Below are 25071 nucleotides of genomic sequence, written 5' to 3'. Positions count from 1 at the left end.
GGGGCCTTCGGCATCCTTCTCAGGTACTACCCGCCAGCCTGCCCAGCCGACTGCCCGCCCGACTGCCCACACGCCTGCCCGCACGGCCCGACGCCGACCGCTCACCAAGCCAGTTGGGCGATCTCCTCCGCCACCACCGCGCACGCGTCCGCCGCCGGGTCGATCAGCGGGAAGTGTCCGGCGCTCTCCAGCAGGGTCAGGCCCACCACCTCGCCGGCCTTCGCCGCCGCCTCCGCGTAGGACTCGGCCACCGCCTGCGGCACGACCACGTCGGTCCGCCCCTGCACCAGCGTCGTCGCGATGCCGGTCGGCAGCAGCAGGGCCGGGTCGGCGTACGGCTGCCGCAGTGGGAACTGCTCCTCGCCGCCAAGGAGTTGACCGGAGGCGCCGCCGCACACGTCCAGCTTCTCGGCGACCGCGAAGTCGGCGATCGGCGCGAGGGCCACCACACCGCGCAGGGGCGCGGGGCCGTCGATGCGCCAGGGCGCGTCGGCGGGGAGGACGTGCCGGGCCGCGGCCCACAGCGCGAGCTGGCCGCCCGCCGAGTGCCCGGTGAGCACCGTGCGGCCCGGGTCGGCCTGCGGGAGCGCCTCCCGTACGAGCGCGGGCAGGGCGTCCAGCGCGGCCGCCACGTCGTCGAAGGTGTCCGGCCAGCGGCCCGCGACCGGGGCCTCGCCCGGCCGGTCCGGGGCGTCGGCGCCGCGCCGGTACTCGACGCTGGCCACGGCGAAGCCCCGGCGGGCCAGGAAGTCGGCGAAGGGGCTGATGTGCCGCCGGTCGTACGGGGCCCGCCAGGCGCCGCCGTGCAGCACCACGACGAGCGGCGCGAGGGCGGGGGGCGCCGCGGCGCCGGAGCCGCGCGGGGCGTAGAAGTCGATCACCTGGTCCGGGTGGTCGCCGTACGCGGCGGTGGCGTCGGGGTCGACGGGCGGGTGCGAGAAGGCCGACTCCTCCTCCGCGGCGTCCCGTGCCGCGGCGTCCCGGCCGGCGGTGTTCTCCGGCCCGGCGGCATCGCTGGGTGGGGCGGCGTCCGGCATGCTCCAACCTCTCAGTGACGGAACGTACTTGACGTACCAGGAGTGAATTCGGCCGTTGGCGGGGACGGTACCAGGCCGGTGACGTGGGCGGACATGGGGAGGTCACGCTCGGTGAGGGTCCAACGGTTCAGCCGTCTCGTCAGGCACCTCGTTACCGGCACGCCCCCGGCGCCCCCGCCGCCGACCAGGCGGCCCGCGCCGCGTACGCCGCCGCGACGGCGGGGGTGTACGTCAGGGGGATCCCGCCGGCACGGCCGGAGGACCCCCGGCAGGGGATGCCGGATGGCCAGTGGCACGGCCGGGCGCGGCCCGGTGCACGCCACCGGGTCGCGTCCGGCACAGCCTTGCCGGTGGCTACTCCGCCAGGGTCTCCGCCAGCACCCGCGCCGCCCGTTCCGTGTCGGCGAAACCGACGTACAGCGGGGTGAAGCCGAAGCGGAGCACGTCCGGGTGGCGGAAGTCGCCGACCACCCCGCGCGCGATGAGCCGCTTCATCACGTCCCCGGCGTCCGGGCAGCGCAGCGCGATCTGACTGCCCCGCTCGGCGTGGGCGGACGGCGTCACGGACTCCACGCGCCCGGCCGGGACGTAGGCGGCGACGCACTCCAGGAAGAAGTCCGTCAGCGCGAGGGACTTCGCCCGGACCGCCTCGATCCGCACCCCGTCCCAGACCTCCAGCGCCGCCTCCAGGGCGAGCAGGGAGAGGATGTCCGGGGTGCCGACCCGGCCGCGCAGCGCGCCCGCCGCCGGTTCGTACTCCGGGCGCATCCCGAACGGCTCGGCGTGCGAGTTCCAGCCGGGCAGCGGGGAGTCGAAGCGGTCCTGGAGGTCCCGGCGCACATGGAGGAACGCGGGTGAACCGGGGCCGCCGTTGAGGTACTTGTACGTGCAGCCCACCGCCAGGGCGACCCCGTGCTCGTCCAGCCCCACCGGCAGGGCGCCCGCGCTGTGGCACAGGTCCCAGACGGCGTACGCGCCCGCCGCGTGCACCGCGGCGGTGAGCGAGGGCAGGTCGTACAGGCGGCCGGTGCGGTAGTCGACGTGGTTCAGCAGGACCGCGGCCGTACGCCCGGACAGGGCGCCGGGCACCTGTGCCGGGGCCACCGGCCGCAGCGCGCAGCCCGTCATCCGGGCCGCCGACTGGGCGATGTACCCGTCCGTGGGGAAGGTCGTGGCGTCGACGAGGATCTCGTCGCGCCCGTCGCCGCCCGCCTCCCGGGCCATCCGGACCGCCGCCACGACCGCCTTGAACACGTTGACGCTGGTCGAGTCGCCCACGACAATCTGCCCCGGTGCCGCCCCGACCAGCGGGGCGATCCGGTCGCCGATCCGCTCGGGCGCCGTCCACCAGCCGCTCTCCTCCCAGGAGCGGATGCGCAGTTCGCCCCACTGGCGGCGGACGACGTCCGCGACCCGGTCCGGCACGACGGCCGGCAGCGCGCCCAGCGAGTTCCCGTCGAGGTAGACGCCCGCGGCGTCGGCCGCGTGATCGGACACGGTGTCGAGGACGAACCGGTCGCGCAGCACGGCCAGCTCGTCAGCGGCGTCCAGCTTCCCCGCGCGAACGACGAGGTCAGACATGAGACCTCGCCGTCCACAGCTCGGGGAACACGTTCTTCTGCGCCCGCTTCTCCAGCCAGGCGACCCCCGCGGAGCCGCCGGTGCCGGGCTTCGCGCCCATCGCGCGGCGGGTGGCGACGAGGTGGTCGTTGCGCCAGCGCCACACCAGTTCGGCTACATCGGTCAGCGCCTCGCCGAGACGGGCGAGCTCGTCGGTGGCATCACCGGCGTAGATCGCGGTCCAGATGGCCTCCACCTGCTCCGACGGCGTGTACCGCTGCGCGACGTCGCGGCGCAGCACGTCGTCCGGGACGGCGTGCCCGCGCCGGGCGAGCAGCCGCAGCACCTCGTCGTACAGGGAGGGCTCGTGCAGCGCCTTCTCCAGCTCGGCGTGGACGCGCGGAGCGCCGCGGTGCGGGACGAGCATCGACGCGGACTTCTCGCCGAGCAGGAACTCCATCCGCCGGTACATCGCCGACTGGAAGCCGGAGCCCTCGCCCAGCGCGCCGCGGTAGGAGTTGAACTGGGCGGGGGTGAGCTGGCCGAGCGGCTTCCAGGAGGCGTTCAGGGCGTCCAGTTCTCGTACGGAGCGCTTCAGCGCGTCGAGCGCCACCGGCACCCGGTCTTCGCGAAGGGCACGCGCGGCGGTCTCCCACTCGTGCACGATGACGGTGAACCACAGCTCCATGACCTGGGTCGTCACCAGGAAGACCATCTCTCCCGGGTCGTCGGAGAGGGTGTGCTGGAGGTGGGTGAGCACGTCCGCCTTGACGTAGTCCTCGTACGGCGTCGTGCCCGCGAAGTCGAGATGCGGGGTCTCGGGCTCGTGAGTCCCCACGGAACGATGAGCCTGTTGGGACATCGCTGTCTCCTGTTGTTGCTCCGGGTAGCGGTCCGCCCCTGCCGATGCCGGCACGGGGGCCCCGGTCCCCACCCGCATCTTCCGCATCACCCACCCGGACCGCAAGGTCGGACCGGAAACGCAGGGGCCCGCCCGGCCGTGCGGGCGGGCCCCGGGTGCGCTCCGGTCAGCCCAGGGGTGCGGGCGTCAGCCCGGAGTCCGGGCGTCAGCCCAAGGTCTGGGCGGCCGTCGGCGAGGAGTCCTTCAGGAACTGCGAGCAGCGCTCGTACTCCTCCTGCTCGCCGATCGCCTGCGCGGCGCGGCCCAGGGCGTGCAGGGCGCGCAGGAAGCCGCGGTTCGGCTCGTGCTCCCAGGGGACCGGGCCGTGCCCCTTCCAGCCGCTGCGGCGCAGCGCGTCCAGGCCCCGGTGGTAGCCGGTCCGGGCGTACGCGTACGACTCCACGGCCGCGCCCCGCTCGAAGGCGTCGTCGGCCAGCTGCGCCCAGGCCAGCGAGGACGCCGGGTGCTGGGCCGCGACCTCGGCGGGGGCCGTGCCCCGGGCGAGGAGCTCGCGGGGCTCCGGGTCGTCGGGCAGGTGGGTGGGAGGCGGACCACCCAGGAGGTTCTCGTGAATGCTCATGGGTTCAGTCTGCGGTATCCGCCAGGCGCGGGGCCGGGCGGCGTCCTCATCCGTGGTGCCCGTCCTCCAGCGGCGGAGCCGTCACCCAGCCGTGGGTGCGGCACTCGGGGTGACGGCAGTCCGGTGCCGGCCGGCGCACCGTCGCGAAGGCCAGCACCGCCCCCGCCACCAGCACCCCCGCGAGGACCGGCATGGCCCGGCGGAAGGCGGCGTCGAAGGCGGACGCGGAGCGGTAGGCCTCCGGGCCCATCCCGCTGACCAGCGGCAGCGCGGCCACCGCGACCAGGCCGGCCGCGCGTGCGGCGGCGTTGTTGATGCCGCTGGCCAGCCCGGCCCGGGCGGTGGGCACGGAGGCGAGGACGGCGGCGGTCAGCGGGGCGACCAGGGTGACCATGCCGGCTCCCATGACCAGCAGGGCGGGCAGCACGTCGGTGAGATAGTCCGCGCCCTCGCCGACCCGCAGCATCAGCAGCATCGCGGCGGCGCACAGCAGAGGACCGGCCGTGAGGGGGATGCGCGGCCCGATGCGGTCCGCGAGGGCGCCCGAGCGGGCCGAGAACAGCAGCATGAGCACGGTCGTCGGCAGCAGGGCGGTCCCCGCCTGGAGCGCCGACCAGCCGACCGCGACCTGGAGCTGGAGGGCGGTGAGGAAGAAGAAGCCGCCGAAGGCCGCGTACACGCACAGGGTGACCAGGTTGACCGCGGTGAACTGGCGGGAGGCGAAGATGTCGAGCGGCATCATCGCCGTGGCGCGGTGCTTCTCGACGTACACGAAGGCGACGCCCGCGGCGACCCCGGCGGCCGCGGTCGGCGCCACGGCGGCGGACCCGTGCCCCGCCTCGATCAGCGCGTACGTCACCAGCGCGAGGGAGAGGGCGCCGAGGGCCGCGCCGAGCACGTCGAAGCGGCCGTGGGCGCCGGGGTCCGCCGACTCGGGCACGTGCCGCACCGCGACGGGGGCGCAGACCAGTGCCAGCGGCACGTTGAGCAGGAAGACCCACCGCCAGCCGGGACCGTCCACCAGCCAGCCGCCGACGAACGGGCCGACCGCCGCGCCGATGCCGCCGAACCCCGACCACAGGCCGACGGCCCGGGCCCGGTCGTCGGGGTGGAAGGAGGCCTGGATGAGGGCGAGTGAGCCAGGGGTGAGCAGGGCCCCGCCGATGCCCTGCAGGGCGCGGGCGGCGACCAGGACGCCGGCGTTCGGGGCGAGGCCGCAGAGCAGGGAGGCGGCGGCGAACCACAGGACGCCGAGCACGAAGATCCTGCGGCGGCCGTAGCGGTCGCCGAGGGAGCCGCCGAGGAGGATCAGGCCGGCCAGCGTGAGCATGTACGCGTTGACGGTCCACTGGAGGGCGGCGAGGCTCGCGTCGAGGTCCCGGCCGATGTGGGGAAGGGCGACGTTGACGACCGTCGAGTCCAGCAGGGCCATGCTGGAGCCGAGCACGGTGGTGAGGAGGATCCAGCGCCCGGTGGGGCTGGAGATCCTGACGGCGGGGGCGTGCTGTGCGGTGACAGCCATGGAGGGATCATCCCGCGCCCGCCCTTGCGCTGCCAGACGGGCGGCAACCGCGGTGCCGGACGGGGAACGGCCCCGGCAGCGCACCGGAACGGCCCCGGCAGCGCACCGGAACGGCCCCGGCAGCGCACCGGAACGGCCCCGGCAGCGCACCGGAACGGCCCCGGCAGCGGACGGGAACGGCCCCGGCGCCGTGGGCGCCGGGGCCGTCACCGGCCGTGCGGGAGCGCCGGTTACTTGATCTTCGTGCCCGTGGAGCGCAGGTTGCCGCACGCCTGTACGACGCGCTGCGACATCGACGCCTCGGCGAGCTTGCCCCAGGTGCGCGGGTCGTAGGACTTCTTGTTGCCGACCTCGCCGTCGACCTTCAGGACGCCGTCGTAGTTCCTGAACATGTGGTCGGCGACCGGGCGGGTGAAGGCGTACTGGGTGTCCGTGTCGATGTTCATCTTCACGACGCCGTTCTCCAGCGCGGTGCGGATCTCCTCCTCGGTGGAGCCGGAACCGCCGTGGAAGACGAAGTCGAAGGGCTGGCTGCCGGACGGCAGGCCGTACTTCGCCGCGACACCCTCGTTGAGGTCCTTGAGCAGGTCGGGGCGGAGCACGACGTTGCCCGGCTTGTACACGCCGTGCACGTTGCCGAAGGAGGCGGCCAGCAGGTAACGGCCCTTCTCGCCCAGGCCGAGGGCCTCGGCGGTGCGGATCGCGTCCTCGACCGTGGTGTACAGCGAGTCGTTGATCTCGTGGGAGACGCCGTCCTCCTCGCCGCCGGTCGGGGTGATCTCGACCTCGAGGATGATCCTGGCGGCGCGGGCCTGCTCCAGCAGCTCCTGGGCGATGGCGAGGTTGTCCGCGAGGGTCTCCGCCGAGCCGTCCCACATGTGCGACTGGAACAGCGGGTTCAGACCGGCCTCGACACGCTTCCGGGAGAGCGCGAGCAGCGGACGCACGTACCCGTCGAGCTTGTCCTTCGGGCAGTGGTCGGTGTGCAGCGCGACGTTGACCGGGTACTTCTCGGCGACGATGTGCGCGAACTCGGCCAGGGCCACCGCGCCGGTGACCATGTCCTTGCTGTACTGGCCGCCCAGGAACTCGGCGCCACCCGTCGAGATCTGGACGATGCCGTCGCTCTCCGCCTCGGCGAAACCGCGCAGGGCCGCGTGCAGGGTCTGGGAAGACGTCACGTTGATGGCCGGGTAGGCGAACTTGCCTGCCTTCGCCCGGTCGAGCATCTCGTTGTAGACCTCGGGGGTCGCGATGGGCATGGTCCGCTCCTTGTATGTGCGGGTGGCGTTCTGCGTACTGAAGGCCCTGACCTAGGGGGTGACGTCGTCGTCGGCCCCATCTTCGCAGACGGAGCCGGATCCTTCGGACACCCTGTCCAGCCTGTGGATGACCCGGCGTCTCAGTCCAGACCCAGGTCGTCCTTCGAGTACGCGAACACGTAGGGGACACCGGCCTTTTCGGCGATCGCCTCGGCCGCACCGGTCGCCCGGTCCACGATCGTGGCGACCGCGACGACCTCCGCGCCCGCCTCCCGCAGCGCCTCCACCGCGGTGAGCACCGACCCGCCCGTGGTGGAGGTGTCCTCGACGGCCAGCACCCGGCGGCCGGCCACCTCGGCGCCCTCGATCCGGCGCTGCAGCCCGTGCGCCTTGCCCGCCTTGCGCACGACGAAGGCGTCCAGGGTCCGGCCGCGGGCGGCGGAGGCGTGCAGCATCGCGGTGGCCACCGGGTCGGCGCCCAGGGTGAGGCCGCCGACCGCGTCGTAGTCCAGGTCGGCGGTCAGGTCGAGCATGACCTGGCCGACCAGCGGGGCTGCCACGCCGTCGAGCGTGATGCGGCGCAGGTCGATGTAGTAGTCGGCTTCCTTGCCCGACGACAGGGTCACCTTGCCGTGCACCACGGCCTTGTCCTTGATCTCCTGCAGCAGCTCGCCGCGAACGTCACTCATGGCAGTCAGCTTAAGGGCGGCGCCAGGTCCAGGTGGTCGTGGCCTCCAGCGGCTCCAGGGGCGTGACCAGGCGCGGGAGGGTGTTGAGGCCGTTGGGCGGGCCGGTCTGCGGCTCCACGCACACGGCGGCGTCCTGCTCGTCGTAGACGACGACCCACTCCTCGGGGCTGGTCACCCTCAGCTCCAGCTGCCCCGGCCAGGTGAGCGTGACGTCGACGCCGCCGGGCATTGCGAAGCAGTCGTCCCAGGGGCCGGGGGCGGGGTCGACGCGCTGCCCGGTGGGCAGGTGGTCCGCGCCGCGCTCCTCCTGCCAGGCGGCGCTGAAGTCGATCAGCACTCCCTCACCGCCGAGGGTGCGGTTGAACCACGGGTGCCAGCCGATCTGCGCCGGGAACGAGGAGTCGTACGTCTCCACGGACATGGTCAGCGTCAGGGCGTCCCCGGTCAGGGCGACCACCTGGGTGACGCGGCCGGCGTAGGGCCAGGGGTCGACCAGGTCGTACGTGAGGACCGCCTCGCTCCGTGTGGTGCGGGCGGTGGTCCACGCGCCGTCGCGGGCCGTGCCGTGGATGGCGTGCGGCGGGGAGTTCAGCGGCATCTGGTGGACGGCGGCACCGTCCCGGAAACGGCCGTCGCGGATGCGCCCGCACCAGGGGACCATCGGGAAGCAGCCGTACCGCTCGCCCTGGCGCAGCAGTTCGAGCCCCCCGACCCGGAGCCCCCCGATCCGTCCCCCGTCGCCCGGCCGCACGGTCACTTCCGCGTCACCCGCGGTCAGCGTGATGTCTTCGTTACTCACGCGACGAGGCTACTGGGCCGATCAAGAGCGTGGTGCGCGTCCCGGCCACCGGCGGTGGCGGGGGTCGGACGGAGGGGGAGGCGGAGGTGCGGGTGGGAGGTCAGCGGCGGCGTCTGAGGGCTCGCCCCAGGACGATCGCCGAGGCCACGACCAGGGCCGCCGCGGGGGCCGCCCAGCGGAGGGTGGGGCTGGAGGAGACGGTGAGCGGGGCCGGGACGGGGGCGTAACGGCCGCGCGGCGGGGCGTGGTCGACCTCCTCCGCGCTGCGCCCGATCATCGTCCGCCGGGCGTGCGCCGCCTCGGCGGGCGGCTCGGCGGCCGGCGCGGCCGCCGCTTCCGGTGCTGCTTCTTCCGACGCCTCTCCCCCGGCTTCCCCCGCCTCTCCTGCTTCCCCTTCTTCCTCGCCCTCGTCTGCCGACCGGGCGAGGGAGGACGGGGGCACCTCGGTGTCGAAGACGGAGGCGGGCTCGGGCTCCGCGCGCAGGTTCTCCGTTCCCTCGGCGGACGCGTTCCCCGTGCCGGAGTCGGCGCCGGTGCCGGTGTCAGTGCCGGTGCCGGTGTCAGTGCCGGCGGCCAAGTGCTCCGCGAAACGGTTCAGCAGCCGGACCGCCGCCGAGCGCACCGCGTCCTCGGGCAGTTCCTCGACCCGGCCGTCCGCGGAGGCGGTGCCCTCGAAGAGGAGCGCGCAGCCGCCCTCGGCGTCCCGCACGCGGAGCGTGAGCGCGAGCTTGACCGAGCCGGTGCCCCGGGACTCGGTGGCGTCCCCCTCGACGGCGTACGACCCGTCGTCGCGGGCGGAGACCCGCAGGGTGCCCCGGTAGGTGATGGAATGGCCGCCGATCCGCACCTTGAGGCGCCCGGCGAGGGGCTCGGCGTCCGCGTCCCGCTGGAGTCCGGGCACCGCGCGCGCCACCTGTGCGGGGTCGGCGAACGCCGCCCGCAGCCGTCGGGCCGGGACCGGAACGAACACCTCGTGCTCCATGTCAGCCGAGGGTACCCAGTTTGACGGCCGGGGATACGTCCTTGTAACCGTCTCGTTCTCCTGCGGGCGGGCCCCTCAGTCCGCGTATCGCGGGTGGACCAGCGTGGACGGCGGCAGATGGCGTACACATGTGCGGGCCGCGGCGCGGAAGTCCGCCGCGAGCCCTGCCGGGGTGAGCGTCCGCGGGCGCGGGGCGCTCGGGTCCAGACGCAGCGCGGGGGTCGTCCGCGCCGCCAGCACGAACCCCCAGTCGCCGGGCGACCGGGAGGCTCCGGCCGTACGGTCGGGTCCGGCGGCGAACCCGGCGTCCCGGCCGCCGACCCGGTACGGAGCGGTACGCAGGCCGGCCGCCCGGATCGTCGCCTCCACCGTCCAGAAGACCCGCGGGCGGGAGGAGACCGGACCGGCGTGCACCACGAGCCGCCCGTCGGCGGCCAGGGCCCGCCGGGCCAGGCCGTAGAACTCCTGCGCGTACAGCTTCGTGCTCGCGGTGATGCCCGGGTCGGGCAGGTCCGCGATGACCACGTCGTACCCGCCGGGCGGCGCCCCGCGCAGCCACCCGAAGGCGTCGGCCGTGGTGACGTGCACGCGCCGGTCGCGGTACGCGTGCCCGTTCAGCCGGGTGAGGGACGGGTCGCTGCGGGCCAGGTGGACGACGCCCGGGTCGAGTTCGACGATGTCCACCCGGTCGACGCCGGGATGCCGGAGCACCTCGCGCGCGGCGAGGCCGTCGCCGCCGCCGAGGATCAGCACGCGCGCGTGCGGTCCGGCCATCGCCGGGTGCACGAGCGCCTCGTGGTAGCGGCGCTCGTCGCGGCCGCCGACCCGCAGCCGCCCGTCGAGATAGAGGTCCAGGGGCCGGCCCCTGGTGCCCCCGGCGAGGACCACCTCCTGCACGCCCGTCTGGAGCGCCACCCGGACGTCCGTGCCGTACACCGCCTGCCGTGCGGCCTGTTCGAAGTCGCCGACCAGGGCGGCGGCCGAGGCGAGCAGGCCGAGCACGGCGAGGTTGGCGGCCAGCAGCAGCCGGCGCCCGCGCGGGCTCAGATCCCGGCGGAACAGGCCGAGGACGAGGGCGCCGCCCGCCACCACGTTGACCGCGCCGGTGAGGAGTGCGCCGGTCAACTGGCCCAGAATCGGCAGCAGCAGGAAGGGAAAGGCGAGGCCGCCGACGAGCGCGCCGACGTAGTCCGCGGCGAACAGGTCGGCGACCGCGCCGCCCGCGTCCTGGCGCCGGATCCGCTGGATCAGCTCCATCAGCAGCGGCACCTCGGCGCCGATCAGCAGGCCTATGGCGAGCGAGAAGGCGACCAGCAGGCAGCGCGGACCGTTCGCCCACAGCCCGCCCCAGGCGCCGGTCCAGGCGAAGACGGCGTACAACGCCATGGCACTGCATCCGCCGACGAGGGCGAGTGCCGCCTCGATCACCCCGAACCCGATGGCGGCATGGCGCCGCAGACGCTTCGCGGCGAGCGAGCCGATGCCCATCGCGAACACCATGACGGACAGCACGACGGACGCCTGGGTGACCGAGTCGCCCATCAAGTAGGAGGCGAGAGCGACCAGTTCCAGCTCGTACACCAAACCGCAGGCCGCGCAGACGAAGACGCCCGCGAGGACGAGGAACCGGCCGGTGCCCGGCCGGACGGGCAGTCTCGCGGGGCCGCCCCAGGGTGGGGCAGTACCGGACGGGGCCGGGGCGTGCGGTTCGATCACGACTGCGACGTTACGTCACGGCCATGGGGCGCTTCGTCACCCACACGTGTGGAAAAAGAGGTGGATGGGGCACGGGAGTTTGAATGGTTCAGCCGGTCCCGGCCAGCGCCGATCTGCGCGCCCCCACCTTCGTCCGGGTCGCCACCAACTGGCCGTCCTGCGGGTACGCGTGCCAGGTGCGCCAGTGCACCTGCCCGTCGTGCCGCTGCGCCAGCAGCGCGGTGAACGCGTGCGGGCTGCCCGGGAAGACACCGGCGAGGCCCTGGGGATGGTCGGAGACGAGGGCGAGCAGTTCCTGGGCGCGGCCGGCGAACGAGCCGGGCGACAGCACTTCCACGCGCGCCGCGAACTCGTACTCCCAGTCGCCGACCCGCTTGGCGACGCCCAGCGGAAGGGGCGTACTCGAGCCCGGCAGGCACGCCACGGTCTCCGAACAAAGACCCCGGGCCTCCTCCAGGAGTACCTGGTGGGACGCGCCGAGGAGTCTCAACTGCATTTTCGCACCCGCGAGTTCAAGGTCCAGCGTGGCCAGGGCAGGGAGCGGTTCGCGCCCCAGGGCCCAGGCGAGGTCGGCCGCGCGCGTGTCGGTGTAAGAGGTATTCAGGGTCGTGAGCATGGATCGGCTCCGCTTGCACGCAAGAAAAGGGAGGTGTGGGGCCGACGTGCCCCTGTCGGCACAGGGGGACGGCCCGGTCAGCCCAGTTCGGGAGGGGGGTGCGGGACGTCCGAGGGGCTGCGTCGGTGAAGTAGAGGGAATCATGAACGGCGGTTTCGCCACAGCGTTTTTACCCAACTTCGGGGGCTTTCCATCCCCTAGAGGGCCCCACAGCTCAACTGTTCAACCAGCAAGGGCGCCGGGCATGCGGGCACACACCGGGCCACACGCCAGGGCGCCCGCCGGGAGGGGCTTCCCGCCGGGCGCCCGTCGGTACGCGGCTCCCCTGGACGGGGCCGGCTGCCCCGCGAGCCGTGCGCTCCCCGTGTCAGCTGCCTCCGCCGCATCCGCCGCCCCCGCAGGACGACCCTCCGCCGCAGGAGGAACCGCCCCCGCAGGAGGACCCTCCGCCGCAGGAGTGACTGCTGCTGCAGGAGTGGCCGTGGTGCCCGCCGGAGTGGTGCCCCCCGGACGACGACGAGCCGCTGTCCCCCGAAGCGGCCCACCAGCCGACGGCACCGGCGTCACTGCTGCTCCCGCTGCTGCTTCCCCGGCTCCTGCTGTACGACCGCGCGCGCACCCCGTTCCGCCGGATGTTCCGGCTGCGCCCGTTCCGGCGCAGGCCGGACACCAGCACCGCCACGAACAGCACTGCCATCACCGTCAGGATGATGCCGATGGCCATGGCGTCACCCTCCTTCCGATTCCCCGTGATGTCCCCCGAAGCGGCCCCCGTGGACGCCTCGCTCGTTGCGTGACCCGGGGATGCCCGGCCGCCACACCGGCCAAAGCACACTTGAGGAACTTCAGAGGGTCCGGCCAGGGGAACGACCCACGGGGTCGGACTTGCCGTTGGCCCGCCGGGCTTTGCGGTCGGGGCGGTCCTGTCCACGTCCACGCCGGTGGCCTCCTTCGACCGCGGGAACCGGGCTTAGTGGGGCGCTCCACCTGGACACCAGGAACCACGCCCGCGTTCGAGCGTGTTTCTGACGCCCCGCGCCTCAGGGCCGCGTATTTAAGGAGAGTTGGGCCTTTGTTTCGTTACGGCCCTTCGCTCCAAGAGGAGTTGGGACTCCAATTCTGCGGGGGTCGGATGCAGGCCATCGCCGTGTTCTAGCGACAGTTGAAGCATCAATCGCGCGCGTTAGGCCTTAAGTGGACACGTTGCACGCCACTCGCTACGGTCGAATCAGGGGCGCCACAAGTACACGAATGATCCGCACGCAGAGAATTTGGCGTCAGAAGCCGGAATTCATCCGCCCTCATGGTGCCCAGCGCATCGCGGTATAGATACCGCTCCCTGGACCGTAACCGCACACGGGATGTGTCCTGGCCAGGTCGAGGCACCGTGTGCGTGTGCCGACTCGAAGAAAGAGGATAGCTATGCGCGCGAAGCGATTCACCGCGGTCGTGGCGGGCCCCCTCGCCGCAGCAGCACTGGGATTCTCGCCGGCGCTGATGACGCAGGCGGTAGCCGACACCACCCAAGCACCGGCGGCGTCCGCCCCGCAGGCCCCCAACGCCAAGACCCCGGCGCAACAGGGCAAGACGGACGGTAACAAGGCCGGGAAGAAGGACGGCGAGAACTGCGATTCTCAGGGGTCCTACAACCCCGCTGCAAAGAAGAAGAATTACCCGGACGCCTCGGATTACAGCGCGTACAAGGCCGCGTACAAGGTGGCGTATGCCGCGGCCTACAAGGCCAACTTCGACCAAGATGCCTGTGAGGAAGAGTAGCGTTCATTGCCCGCAAGGGTGGGGCACCTCTCGTCCGGTAGGGCCGCCCGCCCTTGCGGGTCCGCCATGACTGCGCCCGTCCTTGCGGGTCCGCCATGACGGGTGTCGCGCTCGACCCGAACGCGCGGCCTCCCGCCGCCACGGTCCACCACCTGCCAGCCCGATGGCGGGTGGTGGTCCGGCTAGTGGCTGTGGACCGCTCTTTGGGAGGCGGAGTTGGAGTTCGGCACCCAGCAGGTGAACGCGGTGGCTCCGGAGCCGGCGTCGAGATGACCGGTGATCACGGCACGGCCGAGGCCGACCGGCGCTGGCAGGCGCTGACAGGTGGCCACGGCATCTCCGCAGATCGAAGTTGTATGCAGCCCCAGAGCTCCGTGTCGGCGTAGTCGTATCCCACTTCCTGCGCAACAAGAAGCCGGCTGGAGCGCCTGCGTACCCAGCTCGCAGAGATTGCGACACGGACGAGGCGTGGACGAGCCGCTTCTTCCCGTCGTCGGTGAGCGTGCACACGGAGACCGCGGTCATGCCCGGTGTCGTGGTGACTCCCATGACGTCGGCGCCCTTCGCCGCGAGGAACTCCGTAGCGTGGGCGCCGAGCACATCGTCTCCCACGACGGCGAGCAGAGCGGTGGCGACGCCCTATCGGGCCCAGGCGATCGCCGGGTTCCCACTCCACCAGCACTCACCAGGTCCTCGAACGCGTGCGTCTTCTGGTCCGCGTCAGGGTGGTGGAGAACGCGCAACGCCAATCGAGGGCGCTGTCTCCGCAGAACAGGGCCGTGGCCGTCATGCCCCTCATCGTGTCCTCGTCGGGCCGGGATCAGGGACCTACCCTGCCCTGCTCGTCGACACGCTCCACCGCGCCCGGACCAGAGGCTGACACACAGCCCTGGCTCTTGGGGGCTTCAGCCGTGCCTCTAGGGGCCGTCCGAGGACGGCCGACGACGACAGTCGGCGACGGCTCTTCCCCTGCTCGAAGAAGGTGCTTCGGGTACTGGCGCAGGTGCCCGCCAGTGAAGCAGGGTTGAGGAACTCCAGGGCTTCGACGCAGGATGGCCGCCATGACCTCCACCGCACGCCCCTCAGGCGCAGACGCCGCCGGCGCACGCCCGCTCCTGAACCGGCGGCTCGCCGAGTTCGGGACGACGATCTTCGCCGAGATGTCCGCCCTGGCGGTGCGGACGGGTTCGATCAACCTCGGGCAGGGCTTCCCCGACACGGACGGCCCCGAGGAGATCCGGGAGGCCGCCGTTCGGGCCCTGCGGGACGGACGCGGCAACCAGTACCCGCCGGGCCCGGGCGTCCCCGAGCTGCGCACGGCGATCGCCGCCCACCAGAAGCGGCGGTACGGCCTGTCGTACGACCCGGACACGGAGGTGCTGGTGACCGCGGGCGCCACCGAGGCCATCGCGGCCTCGCTGCTGGCACTGCTGGAGCCCGGGGACGAGGTCGTCGCCCTGGAGCCGTACTACGACTCCTACGCCGCCTGCATCGCGATGGCGGGCGGCAGGCGGGTGCCGGTCACCCTGCGCCCGCACCACGAGGAGGGCGCCCGCGACGCCGTGTTCCGCCCGGACCTCGACGAACTGCGCGCGGCGGTGACCGACCGGACCCGGCTGCTGCTGGTCAACACCCCGCACAACCCGACCGGGACGGTCCTCACCCGCGAGGAGCTGGCGGCGATCGCGGAGCTGGCCGTCGAGCGGGACCTGCTGGTGGTCACCGACGAGGTGTACGAGCACCTCGTCTTCGACGACGCCGAGCACCTGCCGCTGGCGTGCTTCCCCGGGATGCGCGAGCGGACGGTGACGATCGGCTCGGCCGGCAAGACGTTCTCGTTCACCGGCTGGAAGGTCGGCTGGATCACGGCGGCTCCGGCACTGGTGGCGGCGGTCCGCTCCGCGAAGCAGTTCCTGACGTACGTGGCCTCTGGCCCGTTCCAGTACGCGATCGCCGAGGCCCTGGCCCTGCCCGACTCCTACTTCGAGGGCTTCCGCGCCGACCACCGCCGCAAGCGCGACCTCCTCGCCGACGGCCTGCACACCGCCGGCTTCACCGTCTACCGGCCGCAGGGCACGTACTTCATCACCACCGACATCGCCCCCTTCGGCGAGAAGGACGCCTACGCCTTCTGCCGCGCCCTCCCCGACCGCTGCGGCGTCGTCGCCGTCCCCAACTCCGTCTTCTACGACGACCCCGAAGCAGGCCGCACCCAGGTCCGCTTCGCCTTCTGCAAGAAGGACGAGGTCCTCCAGGAGGCGAGCGCCCGCCTCCGGCGCCTGGCGCGCTGAGCCCGGATCGCTCTCGGAGCATCGAGCTCGGCTGCAACAACCACGCCGTCCTCGGCCACGACGGCTACACCGGCGCCACCTCACCCTGCTCATGCGCCTGCCGGCCGCCGGCCGCCTCGACCTGATCCGGTCGATCTCCGGCCTCCTGCCCCTGGAGGACGTCGGCCTCGGCGGGGAGCGGATGCGGACGAAGGAAGGCGCCCCGGTCCGCCTCGTCGTCACGCCCCAGCCACCGGGCGGCGGCGCGGGACAGCCCGTACCGTCCCCCGGATGGCCCGTACGGCGTAGAGGCTCGGGGTGAGCCGTCCGGCGTAAGGGCACGGGACTCCGCACCCGGCGCCCCGGCGCCGACCCGCGCAGGGCGTGCCGGTCCGCGCACGGCGAGAGCCCGGCCCCGGCGCATGGCCGTGGTGGCCCGCGCCCTGGCCGGGCTCTCGCTCGCTCAGCGCGTGTCCGGTGGTCCGGGGAGGACTACTCCTCGCCGTCTCCCTCTCCGGGCTGGTCGGAGTCGTTGACCTCCTGCTCGAGGCCGAGCTGCTCGACGAGCCACCTGTCGAACTCGATCGCGGCCCGCACCCAGCTGACGGTGGAGGACACGAAGTGCTCCAGGCTCACGCCCATGCCGATGAGCATCTGCGCCTCGCCGATGAGGCGGACGGTGCCGTCGTCATGGGTGTGGGTGTAGACCTTGGGCCACAGGGTGCGCCGGTTCCAGTCGTCGATGGACTCGAGCAGCTGCGGCTTCTCGTCGATCTTGTGGGGCCGGTCGTAGAACGTCCGCACCGAGAAGACCTGCTGGTCGGCCTCGCCCCGGAACATGAAGTACGTGCGGAACTGCTCCCACGGCGCCGCGAGGTCTCCCTCTTCGTCGACGACGTACTTCAGCTCCATCTGGTCGAGGAGCTGCTTCACGAGGTCCTGATCCGGGACGACGGGGCCCGCCGGTCCTTGCGGCTGCGGCTCGGGCTGGCCCCCGAAGTTCGGAATCGAGGACGGGTCGATGGTCACCGTGTTTTTCCCTTCGTACGGATCCCGCCATCCTCTCCCATCCGGGGAGGGGGGTGGCAAGCCTGTCGGCGGCCTGTCAGCCCTGGGCTGACATGATCCGGCCGACGGGTGAACGTCTGGCGGTGGAGGTGGGGGTCATGACACGGAGTGGAGCCTCGGTGCCGGACGGCACCGCGGGGGCGCCGCGGGGCCGGACCAGATGGTGGCTGGTGGCGGCGGTGGCGGCACTGCCTGCGCTGACCCTGCTCCCCTTCCTGGTCGTCTTCGTGGGCATAGCCCTGTCCGATTCCGAGTACCCACTCGGCGGCGGGCCCAAGGCCGTCCCGTGCGCCGAGGTGCTGAAGTCCGGCGGGGCAGTGCTTCCGGAGGGCGCCCAGCCGGTCGGTGCGTGTATGGAGCAGAGCTGGCAGGACGTCTCCTACCTGGCGACCTTCCGGATGCCGCGAGCCGGCGTCGCGGAGTGGCTTCACCGCACCTACCCGGAGGCTCCCGCACTCAGGACCGACCTCTGCGAGAACGACGCGGAGCTGTGTCTGGACCTGAGCCGCACCCAGGGCCTCCCGGCGACCGTGCACGTCGACGCCGTACAGATCGAGGTGGAGTACGAGAACGCCGACACCGCACTGATCAGCTTCGCGGCGTTCACGGTGTGACCCCGCCGGCCGAGCGCCCACCCGGGGTGACGGGCCGCCGCCCACCCGGGGGGCGGCGGCCCGTCACCCACCGCCTGGGTGAGGGGCCGCGCACGGCCGGAAGGAGGCGGGGAGACGCCGCAGACCGGGCCCGGGTTACAACGTCTTCCCCGTCGCCGGCCCGACCAGCAGGCCGTCCTCGAAGCGGTCGACGCGGACGGTGTCGCCGTCCTTGATCTCTCCGGAGAGGATCTCCCGGGCGAGCCGGTCGCCGATGGCGGTCTGCACCAGGCGGCGCAGCGGCCGGGCGCCGTAGGCCGGGTCCAGGCCCTCCTCCGCGAGCCAGGCCAGTGCCTGCGGAGTGATCTCCAGGGCCAGGCGCCGCTCGGCCAGGCGCTTGGCGAGTCGGTCGATCTGGAGCTGTGCGATCCGCTCCAGCTCGGCCTTCGTCAACGCGGAGAACACCACCAGGTCGTCCAGCCGGTTGAGGAACTCCGGCTTGAAGGAGACCCGGACGACCTCCAGAACCTGCTCCTTCTTCTCCTCCTCGCCGGCGATCGGGTCGACCAGGAACTGGCTGCCCAGGTTGGAGGTGAGGATCAGGATGGTGTTGCGGAAGTCGACCGTGCGGCCCTGACCGTCCGTCAGGCGGCCGTCGTCCAGCACCTGGAGGAGGATGTCGAAGACCTCGGGGTGGGCCTTCTCCACCTCGTCCAGCAGGACCACGCTGTACGGGCGGCGGCGCACCGCCTCGGTGAGCTGACCGCCCTCCTCGTACCCGACGTATCCGGGCGGGGCGCCGACCAGACGGGCGACGCTGTGCTTCTCGCCGTACTCCGACATGTCGATGCGGACCATGGCCCGCTCGTCGTCGAAGAGGAAGTCGGCCAGTGCCTTGGCCAGTTCGGTCTTGCCGACGCCGGTGGGGCCGAGGAAGAGGAACGAGCCGGTCGGGCGATCCGGGTCGGCGATGCCGGCGCGGCTGCGGCGGACGGCGTCCGAGACGGCCCGGACGGCCTCGCCCTGGCCGATGAGCCGCTTGCCGATCTCCTCCTCCATGCGCAGCAGCTTCTGCGTCTCGCCCTCCAGGAGGCGGCCGGCCGGGATGCCGGTCCAGGAGGCGACGACGTCCGCGATGTCGTCGGGGCCGACCTCCTCCTTGACCATGGTGTCCTTGGCGGCCTCCTCCTCGGCCTCCGAGGCGGCCTCCAGCTCCTTCTCCAGGCCGGGGATCTCCCCGTACAGCAGCTTGGAGGCGGTGTCGAAGTCGCCGTCGCGCTGGGCGCGTTCGGCCTGGCCGCGCAGGTCGTCGAGCTTCTCCTTCAGCTCACCGACGCGGTTGAGGGACTGCTTCTCCTTCTCCCAGCGGGCGGTCAGGCCCCGCAGCTCCTCCTCCTTGTCGGCGAGGTCGCGGCGCAGCTTCTCCAGCCGCTCCTTGGAGGCCTGGTCGGTCTCCTTGCCGATCGCCAGCTCCTCCATGCGCAACCGGTCGACGGCGCGCTGGAGTTCGTCGATCTCGACCGGGGAGGAGTCGATCTCCATGCGCAGCCGGGAGGCGGACTCGTCGACCAGGTCGATGGCCTTGTCGGGCAGGAAGCGGGAGGTGATGTACCGGTCGGACAGGGTGGCCGCCGCCACCAGCGCGCTGTCCGCGATCTGCACCTTGTGGTGGGCCTCGTAGCGTCCCTTGAGGCCGCGCAGGATCGCGATGGTGTCCTCGACGGTCGGCTCGGCGACCAGCACCTGCTGGAAGCGCCGCTCCAGCGCGGGATCCTTCTCGATCCGCTCGCGGTACTCGTCCAGGGTCGTGGCACCCACCATGCGCAGCTCGCCGCGGGCCAGCATCGGCTTGAGCATGTTGCCCGCGTCCATCGCGGAGTCGCCGCCGGCGCCCGCGCCGACGACGGTGTGCAGCTCGTCGATGAAGGTGATGATCTGCCCGTCGGATTCCTTGATCTCCGCCAGGACCGTCTTCAGGCGCTCCTCGAACTCGCCGCGGTACTTCGCCCCGGCGACCATGGCGCCGAGGTCGAGCGCGACCAGCCGCTTGTCCTTCAGGGACTCGGGCACGTCGCCCTTGACGATCCGCTGGGCGAGGCCCTCGACGACGGCGGTCTTGCCGACGCCGGGCTCACCGATCAGCACCGGGTTGTTCTTGGTGCGGCGGGACAGCACCTGCACGACGCGGCGGATCTCCTGGTCCCGGCCGATGACCGGGTCCAGCCTGCCCTCACGCGCCGCGGCGGTGAAGTCGGTGCCGAACTTCTCCAGGGCCTTGTACTGGCCCTCGGGGTCGGGTGTGGTCACCCGGCGCCCTCCCCTCGCCTTCTGGAAAGCCTCTTGCAGCTTCTTCGCCCCGGCCCCCTGCCCGGACAGCACCTCGCCGGCCGCGCCGCCCTTGGCGGCGATGCCCATGAGCAGATGCTCGGTGGACAGGTACTCGTCGCCGAGGTCCCGGGCCCGGCTCTGCGCGTCCGCGATCACGGAGAGCAGCTCGCGGTTGGGCTGCGGCGGCGCGACGGTGGACCCGGTCACGCTGGGCAGTCCGGCGAGCACGCGCTCGGTGCCGGAGCGGACGGACGCCTGGTCGGCGTCCACGGCCGACAGCAGGTCGATGATGTTCTCGTTGTCCTGCCCCTCGAGCAGCGCGAGGAGCAGGTGGGCGGGGGTGAGGTCCGGGTGTCCCTCGGACACGGCCCGGTTGCTGGCCGCGTTGATCGCGTCCCGGCTCCTGTTGGTCAGCTCGGCGTCCACGGTCGCGTTCTCCTCCTTGGCGTCAGCGCTCTGCCACGTCTCCCAATGCTGACTCAGTCAGCGTACACAAAGTTGAGTCTATTGCACTCAAGGCGGCACGCGGGAGTCCTGGCGGGTTAAGTTCCGGTCCCATGGCCACCACATATGCCCAGAACCCCGGCGATCCCGACGTGCCGTACCGCAACTTCTGGCGGGAGCGGCATTTGTGCACGCTGACCACGCTGCGCCCGGACGGCACCCCGCACGTCGTCCCCGTCGCGGTGACCTACGATCCGGCGGCGCGGCTGGCCCGGGTGGTCGCGAACAAGTCCAGCGCCAAGGTGCGGCACGTGCGGGCGGCCGGCGCCGAGGGCGCTCCGGTCGCGGTGTGCCAGGTGGACGGCCGGCGCTGGGCGACGCTGGAGGGGCGCGCGCACGTCCGGACGGAACCGGAGCGGATCGCGGAGGCGGAGCGGCGGTACGCCGAGCGCTACGAGCGGGCGCCGCGGCCGAACCCGTCCCGGGTGGTGATCGAGATCGAGGTGACACGGGCGCTGGGACGCGGCTGAGCCGGAGCGCCGGTTTTCAGCCAGCGCGTGAACCGGGGGATTCCCGGAGATTCCCGGGAAAACTGCAGCGGCGTCACCGTGTTCAGGTCACGGTGACGCCGCTGCGGGGGGAAGCACCTGAGCGATCTGTTACGACGGGGGAATCGCGTCAGGCACTGCGGGGGGTGGCTGAGATGGTCCTGATGTCCTGCGGTTCCGGCGCCACCTGCCGGTGGTCCCGCTGGTCGAGATTCACGAAGATCATTCCGTACCGGATGGCGCACCGCACGGGCTGCGGCGCCCCCCGAGGCCGTCGCAGACAGCGGTACGCCCGTAGGTCTCCGTCCTCGTCCCGCGTGACCACGACCGGCTCGCCGAACACGGTCACCATCAACGAGTCACCGCTGTGGGGGATGGCGGTGACCAGGTCGATGAAGTGCCAGCCGGAGCGGTAGGCCGTGGCCATTTCGCGACGGAAGGAGCGGTCGTCGGGTGGCGTGGTCACTTGGAGCCACCACCTGCGCCGGCCGGCGCGCCACCACTGTCGAAGGTTGTGCTGTTGACAGGCGCTATCGGCCAGGCACTGTCCGCCCGAGTATCACCCTTCGCACCCGCGAGGCCACTCAGCGCACCGACGGCCACAACGGTGGTGAAGGCTGCTACAAGCACCGAGCGAAGCATTCTCTTACGCATAGTCGGCTTCGTCCTCACTTGAAGGTCCCCTCTTCCCCCGTCGACTACGACGATGGCTCATTCGGGCACGTCATGGCCACACAATCGGTGCATCATGTTCCTGCATGTTCAGGACCCTGGGGGGTGGAGATTTGACAACGAATCGCACTAAGGCGACACATCCCCATGCGGTGACCCAGATGTGCGAGGAAGGCGGCCGTCTCTACGCGCAGGCCCTGCGCCTGGGACGTGTCTCCCGCGCCGATGTCGCGTCCGCCCCCTGTCTGATCGAGTTCGCCCTGCTGCACCCCGACCCGGAGGACGCGCGCTGGCTGCGCCCGGTGCCTCCGGCGGCCGCGCTGGCCCAGCGGCTCAATCCCATCGAGCAGGAGATCACCGAGCGGCGGCGGTTGTCGATCGAACTGTCGGACGCATTCGAGCCATTCATGACGCTCAGCGCGCAGGCGACCGCCGGCACGGACGCCATCACCGTGCTGGAGGGCAGGGAGCGGATCAACTCGGCCCTCAACCTGGCCGCCGCCCAGTGCCATTCGGAGATGCTCACCATCCAGCCCAGCGGCAACCGCAGCGAGGACAGCATCCTGCAGGGCCTGGAGCGCGACCGGCCGATGACCGAACGCGGCGTCCGGATACGCACCCTGTACCAGCACACCGCGCGCTTCAGCCCCGAGAAACTCGCCTACGGCACCCAACTGACCGACGGCAAGGCCGAGTACCGCACCATCGACGAACTCGTCGAGCGCCTGATCATCTGCGACGAGACCGTCGCCTTCATCCCGGCCCGCGACGACCAGCAGGTCGCCCTGGAGCTGCGGCACCCGGGGCTCGTCCGCTACCTCATCAAGCTCTTCGAGTTCCTGTGGGACCGGGCGGTCCCGCTGAGCACCGGCGCCCCCTACGAGACCGCCCCCGGCGGCATCACGGAGATCCAGCACTCCATCGCCAAACTGCTCGTGGAGGGCCACGTCGACGAGGCCATCGCCCGCCGCCTGGGCATGAACGTCCGCACCTGCCGGGCCCACATAGCCAAGCTGGCCACCGCCCTCGGCAGCGGCAGCCGCGCCCAACTCGGTTACCTCATCGCCCAGTCCGGGATCCTGGACCGGGAACCGTGAGCGGGGCCGGCGCGGAGGTGCGCGGCGGCCCGTCCAGGCCGGCCTGCGCGATGCGCACACCGAGCTGCGTCCGGCTCGCCGCGCCCAGCGTCTCCGACAGCCGCGCGATGTGGGCGCGGCAGGTGCGGACGCTGATCCCCAGCCGTTCGGCGATCACCGCGTCCTGATGCCCCTCCGCCAGCAGCGCGGCGATGGACTGCTCACGGTGCGAGATGCCCTCGATGCCGGTCTCCGGCAGCGGCGCGGTCAGCGGGATCGCCAGCCGCCACAGGCGTTCGAAGACCGTCACCAGGTACTCGATCAGCGCGGGGTGACGCAGCTCCAGCGCCATGGTGCGGTCGCTGTTGGCGGGGATGAAGGCGACCGTGCGGTCGAACAGGATCAGACGGTCGATCACCTCGTCGAGCGTGCGTGCCTCGACCGCGTCGCCCATCAGCTCCAGGTAGGTGAGCAGGCCCTGGCCGTGCCGGGCCACGTGCGTGTACAGGTCGCGCATCCGCACCCCGCGGCCGCGCAGCGCCAGGGCGCGGTGCAGGCCCTCCGACAACTCGTGCTCACGGCGGATGCCGCCGGGCTGGACGGTGAGCACCTCCGTGGTGCACGCCTCGGTCGCCTCGTCCATGGCCGCCTGGATGCGGGCCAGTCCGTCCAGCACACGGATCGCCGTGCCCTCCAGGGCGGCGGAGGGAAACGGGACCGGACGACCCAGACCGGCGTACCGCTCGAAGGCGGCGACGACCGAACCCACTCGCCGGTGGCTCTCGCTGACCTCGTCGTACATCCCGCGCAGCAGCCGGGTCATGACCTCCTGCGGCGCGGTCGGCACCAGGAAGTCCATGTCGTCGGGGTCCGGGTGCAGCAGTGCCAGTTCCAGCAGGCAGGGCACCGGCTCGGCGTCCCGGCGCGCCACACGGCCCCGCCGTACGGCCCGGGAATACACACGATCCCCGGCCTCGCACAGTCGGTCAGCACCGTGAGGATGCCCCTCCGCCCCGTGCCCGGCCATGGCCCATCACACCCCCGGTTTCCGTCTTCCGCAGCGCAACTATGCGCGGACGGGACCGGCTCCGCAACACGGCTCCCTGGGTCGTGCCCCCCGGTAACCACCGGTATCGCCCGCTGTGTACCGGCCCTCGGCTGGCGCATTGCCGCAAGGTGGAAGCGTCCGCCGCGACCCGCCCGGAGGCACCCCTTCACCCGCCCCCGGGAAGGGTTCGCACTCGCGAAGAGCTTCGCCCGGCGGCCGTACGCGCGAAGGAGGCCCGGGACGGGGTCCCGGGCCTCCTTCGCGCGCTGGGCGCGGTGCGCGTGCGGGCGTGCGGTGTCGACTACTTGAGGCCGACGGCCGCGCACGCCGCCCGGTAACGGCTCGTGCAGATCTCGGAGACCTTGTAGATGCCGTCGGCGATGACGGTGGACTTGATGTTGCTCTTGGTGAGCGCGGTCACGGGGACGAGCTGGGCCGGGACGTTCTTGTCGGTCGGGCTGCTGACCGCGTCCCGGGTGAGGGAGTCGAACTGGATGTCGCGGCCCTGGACCTTGGCGACGGCCATGTCGGCGGCGGCTTCCGCCTCGGTCGGGTAGGACTTGTACACGCTCATGTACTGCTCGCCGATGAGGATCCGCTGGACCGCGTCGAGTTCGGCGTCCTGGCCGGTGATCGGGGGCATCTTGGTGACTCCTGCGGCCTTCAGCGCCTTGATGACGCCGCCCGCCATGCCGTCGTTGGCCGCGTAGACGCCGACGAGGTTGTCCTTGCCGATCTCGTTGAGCGCCTCGGTCATGTTGGCCTGGGCGTTCTCCGGCTTCCAGTCCTTGGTGTCGTAGGACTTGGCGACCGTCACCTTGCCGTTGAGCTCGGACAGCGCGCCGGACTTGAACTGCTTGGCGTTCGGGTCGGTGGGCGAGCCGTTCATCATGACGATCTTGGAGGAGCTGTCGACCTCCCGGCCCAGCGCCTCCAGGAGGGTGCGGCCCTGCACCTCGCCGACCAGCTCGTTGTCGAAGGAGATGTACGCGTCGATCGGGCCCTCGGCCAGCCGGTCGTAGGCGATGACCGGGATGCCCGCCTCCTTGGCCTTCTTCACCTCGCCCGCGATGGAGTGCGAGTCGACGGCGTCGATCAGGATGATGTCGACCTTGTCGTCGATCATCCGCTGCATCTGGCTGCTCTGCTTGTCCGCGCTCGCACCGGCGTTGGCATAGTCCACCTTGCCCTGGTTGCGGGTGAGTTCGGCCACCTTCGCCTTGAAGATGGGGTAGTCGAACTTGTCGTAGCGCGTGTTCGCCGTCTCCGGCAGCAGCAGGCCCACCGTGAGGTCGTTGCCCTTGGTCGGGCTCGCGTCACTGCCGCTCCCCGATACACCGAGCGCGCCGCAGGCGGCCAGCGAGAGGGTCAGCGTGGGCGCAGCCACGGCTATGGCGATACGACGCATCGAGGTGCTCACTTCTGGTGCCTTCCGGACGCGGGCGCAACTTTGCGCCCCAGGTGACTGAAAAGCCAACGCGGAGGCGGGTACCGGCGTCAACCCGTGCCACTTAACGAGATGGCAACATCACCCTCCGCTTCTCTTGTGAAGGGACTGGGGAATCGTCTCCAAACGCGCGTTAC

General features: G+C 71.9%; 22 protein-coding genes. 5 read left to right on the top strand and 17 right to left on the bottom strand.

Features of this window, described 5'->3' with window-relative positions; all coding sequences use genetic code 11:
* Window positions 1-101 precede the first annotated feature (101 nt).
* The 12 genes from ACF1A5_RS09625 to ACF1A5_RS09570 form a co-directional block, all read right to left on the bottom strand.
* A complete protein-coding gene (locus ACF1A5_RS09625; protein WP_392192282.1) occupies window positions 102-1037 on the bottom strand; it encodes an alpha/beta hydrolase in 936 nt (311 codons plus the stop codon).
* Between the two features lie 354 nt (window positions 1038-1391).
* Window positions 1392-2618, bottom strand: a complete 1227-nt coding sequence (kynU, locus tag ACF1A5_RS09620) for a kynureninase (protein ID WP_392192281.1) — start codon at window positions 2616-2618, stop codon at window positions 1392-1394.
* Window positions 2611-3459, bottom strand: a complete 849-nt coding sequence (locus ACF1A5_RS09615; protein ID WP_392192280.1) for a tryptophan 2,3-dioxygenase family protein — start codon at window positions 3457-3459, stop codon at window positions 2611-2613. The genes kynU and ACF1A5_RS09615 overlap by 8 nt, the downstream gene beginning before the upstream one ends.
* Before the next feature lie 205 nt (window positions 3460-3664).
* Window positions 3665-4078: a DUF3151 domain-containing protein gene (locus ACF1A5_RS09610; protein ID WP_392192279.1), complete on the bottom strand. Its 414-nt coding sequence runs from the start codon at window positions 4076-4078 to the stop codon at window positions 3665-3667.
* Window positions 4079-4124: 46 nt separating this feature from the next.
* The gene (locus ACF1A5_RS09605) at window positions 4125-5600 is read right to left on the bottom strand and encodes an MFS transporter (protein ID WP_392192278.1); all 1476 of its coding nucleotides are present in this window, start codon (window positions 5598-5600) and stop codon (window positions 4125-4127) included.
* A gap of 230 nt (window positions 5601-5830) precedes the next feature.
* Window positions 5831-6862 (bottom strand): class II fructose-bisphosphate aldolase, encoded by a 1032-nt coding sequence (fbaA, locus tag ACF1A5_RS09600; RefSeq protein WP_392192277.1) that lies wholly within the window; start codon window positions 6860-6862, stop codon window positions 5831-5833.
* Between the two features lie 140 nt (window positions 6863-7002).
* Window positions 7003-7551, bottom strand: a complete 549-nt coding sequence (gene pyrE, locus ACF1A5_RS09595) for an orotate phosphoribosyltransferase (protein WP_392192276.1) — start codon at window positions 7549-7551, stop codon at window positions 7003-7005.
* Between the two features lie 10 nt (window positions 7552-7561).
* Window positions 7562-8350, bottom strand: coding sequence for an aldose 1-epimerase (locus tag ACF1A5_RS09590; RefSeq protein WP_392192275.1), 789 nt, complete (start codon window positions 8348-8350; stop codon window positions 7562-7564).
* A gap of 100 nt (window positions 8351-8450) precedes the next feature.
* Window positions 8451-9332, bottom strand: a complete 882-nt coding sequence (locus tag ACF1A5_RS09585; protein WP_392192274.1) for an SRPBCC domain-containing protein — start codon at window positions 9330-9332, stop codon at window positions 8451-8453.
* A 75-nt stretch (window positions 9333-9407) separates the two neighbouring features.
* A complete protein-coding gene (locus tag ACF1A5_RS09580) occupies window positions 9408-11048 on the bottom strand; it encodes a polyamine aminopropyltransferase (RefSeq protein ID WP_392192273.1) in 1641 nt (546 codons plus the stop codon).
* An 88-nt stretch (window positions 11049-11136) separates the two neighbouring features.
* Window positions 11137-11664 (bottom strand): DUF2617 family protein, encoded by a 528-nt coding sequence (locus ACF1A5_RS09575; protein ID WP_392192272.1) that lies wholly within the window; start codon window positions 11662-11664, stop codon window positions 11137-11139.
* A gap of 367 nt (window positions 11665-12031) precedes the next feature.
* A complete protein-coding gene (locus tag ACF1A5_RS09570) occupies window positions 12032-12388 on the bottom strand; it encodes a hypothetical protein (RefSeq protein ID WP_392192271.1) in 357 nt (118 codons plus the stop codon).
* A gap of 698 nt (window positions 12389-13086) precedes the next feature.
* Between ACF1A5_RS09570 and ACF1A5_RS09565 the strand changes: the two genes are divergently transcribed.
* Together ACF1A5_RS09565 and ACF1A5_RS09560 are read left to right on the top strand one after the other, a co-directional pair.
* A complete protein-coding gene (locus ACF1A5_RS09565) occupies window positions 13087-13440 on the top strand; it encodes a hypothetical protein (RefSeq protein WP_392192270.1) in 354 nt (117 codons plus the stop codon).
* A 1052-nt stretch (window positions 13441-14492) separates the two neighbouring features.
* Entirely contained in the window at window positions 14493-15731 is a 1239-nt protein-coding gene (locus ACF1A5_RS09560) for a pyridoxal phosphate-dependent aminotransferase (protein ID WP_392192269.1), read from the top strand.
* A 471-nt stretch (window positions 15732-16202) separates the two neighbouring features.
* Here ACF1A5_RS09560 and ACF1A5_RS09555 read toward each other — a convergent pair whose 3' ends face one another.
* Complete coding sequence (locus tag ACF1A5_RS09555) at window positions 16203-16739, bottom strand: YbjN domain-containing protein (protein ID WP_392192268.1); 537 nt, start codon at window positions 16737-16739, stop codon at window positions 16203-16205.
* 137 nt (window positions 16740-16876) lie between these two features.
* Here ACF1A5_RS09555 and ACF1A5_RS09550 point away from each other — a divergent pair, with 137 nt between their 5' ends.
* Window positions 16877-17392 (top strand): hypothetical protein, encoded by a 516-nt coding sequence (locus ACF1A5_RS09550; protein WP_392192267.1) that lies wholly within the window; start codon window positions 16877-16879, stop codon window positions 17390-17392.
* A 135-nt stretch (window positions 17393-17527) separates the two neighbouring features.
* Here ACF1A5_RS09550 and clpB read toward each other — a convergent pair whose 3' ends face one another.
* Window positions 17528-20125 carry an ATP-dependent chaperone ClpB gene (clpB, locus tag ACF1A5_RS09545; protein ID WP_392192266.1) on the bottom strand — a complete coding sequence of 866 codons (2598 nt, stop codon included), beginning with the start codon at window positions 20123-20125 and terminating at the stop codon, window positions 17528-17530.
* Between the two features lie 131 nt (window positions 20126-20256).
* Here clpB and ACF1A5_RS09540 point away from each other — a divergent pair, with 131 nt between their 5' ends.
* Window positions 20257-20673 (top strand): pyridoxamine 5'-phosphate oxidase family protein, encoded by a 417-nt coding sequence (locus ACF1A5_RS09540; RefSeq protein ID WP_392192265.1) that lies wholly within the window; start codon window positions 20257-20259, stop codon window positions 20671-20673.
* Window positions 20674-20821: 148 nt separating this feature from the next.
* Here the strand turns inward: ACF1A5_RS09540 and ACF1A5_RS09535 are convergent, their stop codons facing one another.
* Window positions 20822-21157: a hypothetical protein gene (locus tag ACF1A5_RS09535; protein ID WP_392192264.1), complete on the bottom strand. Its 336-nt coding sequence runs from the start codon at window positions 21155-21157 to the stop codon at window positions 20822-20824.
* A 292-nt stretch (window positions 21158-21449) separates the two neighbouring features.
* Here ACF1A5_RS09535 and ACF1A5_RS09530 point away from each other — a divergent pair, with 292 nt between their 5' ends.
* Window positions 21450-22460, top strand: coding sequence for a helix-turn-helix transcriptional regulator (locus ACF1A5_RS09530; RefSeq protein ID WP_392192263.1), 1011 nt, complete (start codon window positions 21450-21452; stop codon window positions 22458-22460).
* Here ACF1A5_RS09530 and ACF1A5_RS09525 read toward each other — a convergent pair.
* On the bottom strand, window positions 22423-23466 hold the full coding sequence (locus ACF1A5_RS09525) for a helix-turn-helix transcriptional regulator (protein ID WP_356184774.1): 1044 nt from the start codon (window positions 23464-23466) through the stop codon (window positions 22423-22425). The genes ACF1A5_RS09530 and ACF1A5_RS09525 overlap by 38 nt on opposite strands.
* A gap of 322 nt (window positions 23467-23788) precedes the next feature.
* The gene (locus ACF1A5_RS09520) at window positions 23789-24895 is read right to left on the bottom strand and encodes a sugar ABC transporter substrate-binding protein (protein ID WP_392192436.1); all 1107 of its coding nucleotides are present in this window, start codon (window positions 24893-24895) and stop codon (window positions 23789-23791) included.
* Between the last annotated feature and the right edge of the window lie 176 nt (window positions 24896-25071).

This window comes from Streptomyces sp. NPDC014864 (assembly GCF_043081525.1).
Lineage (GTDB): Bacteria > Actinomycetota > Actinomycetes > Streptomycetales > Streptomycetaceae > Streptomyces.
The sequence above is the reverse complement of the archived record's forward strand: the minus strand, read 5'-3'. Positions and strand labels throughout refer to the sequence as shown.

What these genes read in the sequence shown, in the direction of transcription:
- ACF1A5_RS09625 (WP_392192282.1), bottom strand. Translation starts at nt 1,037, where the DNA reads ATGCCGGACGCCGCCCCACCCAGCGATGCCGCCGGGCCGGAGAACACC.
- kynU (WP_392192281.1), bottom strand. Translation starts at nt 2,618, where the DNA reads ATGTCTGACCTCGTCGTTCGCGCGGGGAAGCTGGACGCCGCTGACGAG.
- ACF1A5_RS09615 (WP_392192280.1), bottom strand. Translation starts at nt 3,459, where the DNA reads ATGTCCCAACAGGCTCATCGTTCCGTGGGGACTCACGAGCCCGAGACC.
- ACF1A5_RS09610 (WP_392192279.1), bottom strand. Translation starts at nt 4,078, where the DNA reads ATGAGCATTCACGAGAACCTCCTGGGTGGTCCGCCTCCCACCCACCTG.
- ACF1A5_RS09605 (WP_392192278.1), bottom strand. Translation starts at nt 5,600, where the DNA reads ATGGCTGTCACCGCACAGCACGCCCCCGCCGTCAGGATCTCCAGCCCC.
- fbaA (WP_392192277.1), bottom strand. Translation starts at nt 6,862, where the DNA reads ATGCCCATCGCGACCCCCGAGGTCTACAACGAGATGCTCGACCGGGCG.
- pyrE (WP_392192276.1), bottom strand. Translation starts at nt 7,551, where the DNA reads ATGAGTGACGTTCGCGGCGAGCTGCTGCAGGAGATCAAGGACAAGGCC.
- ACF1A5_RS09585 (WP_392192274.1), bottom strand. Translation starts at nt 9,332, where the DNA reads ATGGAGCACGAGGTGTTCGTTCCGGTCCCGGCCCGACGGCTGCGGGCG.
- ACF1A5_RS09575 (WP_392192272.1), bottom strand. Translation starts at nt 11,664, where the DNA reads ATGCTCACGACCCTGAATACCTCTTACACCGACACGCGCGCGGCCGAC.
- ACF1A5_RS09570 (WP_392192271.1), bottom strand. Translation starts at nt 12,388, where the DNA reads ATGGCCATCGGCATCATCCTGACGGTGATGGCAGTGCTGTTCGTGGCG.
- ACF1A5_RS09565 (WP_392192270.1), top strand. Translation starts at nt 13,087, where the DNA reads ATGCGCGCGAAGCGATTCACCGCGGTCGTGGCGGGCCCCCTCGCCGCA.
- ACF1A5_RS09560 (WP_392192269.1), top strand. Translation starts at nt 14,493, where the DNA reads ATGGCCGCCATGACCTCCACCGCACGCCCCTCAGGCGCAGACGCCGCC.
- ACF1A5_RS09550 (WP_392192267.1), top strand. Translation starts at nt 16,877, where the DNA reads ATGACACGGAGTGGAGCCTCGGTGCCGGACGGCACCGCGGGGGCGCCG.
- ACF1A5_RS09540 (WP_392192265.1), top strand. Translation starts at nt 20,257, where the DNA reads ATGGCCACCACATATGCCCAGAACCCCGGCGATCCCGACGTGCCGTAC.
- ACF1A5_RS09530 (WP_392192263.1), top strand. Translation starts at nt 21,450, where the DNA reads ATGTTCAGGACCCTGGGGGGTGGAGATTTGACAACGAATCGCACTAAG.
- ACF1A5_RS09525 (WP_356184774.1), bottom strand. Translation starts at nt 23,466, where the DNA reads ATGGCCGGGCACGGGGCGGAGGGGCATCCTCACGGTGCTGACCGACTG.
- ACF1A5_RS09520 (WP_392192436.1), bottom strand. Translation starts at nt 24,895, where the DNA reads ATGCGTCGTATCGCCATAGCCGTGGCTGCGCCCACGCTGACCCTCTCG.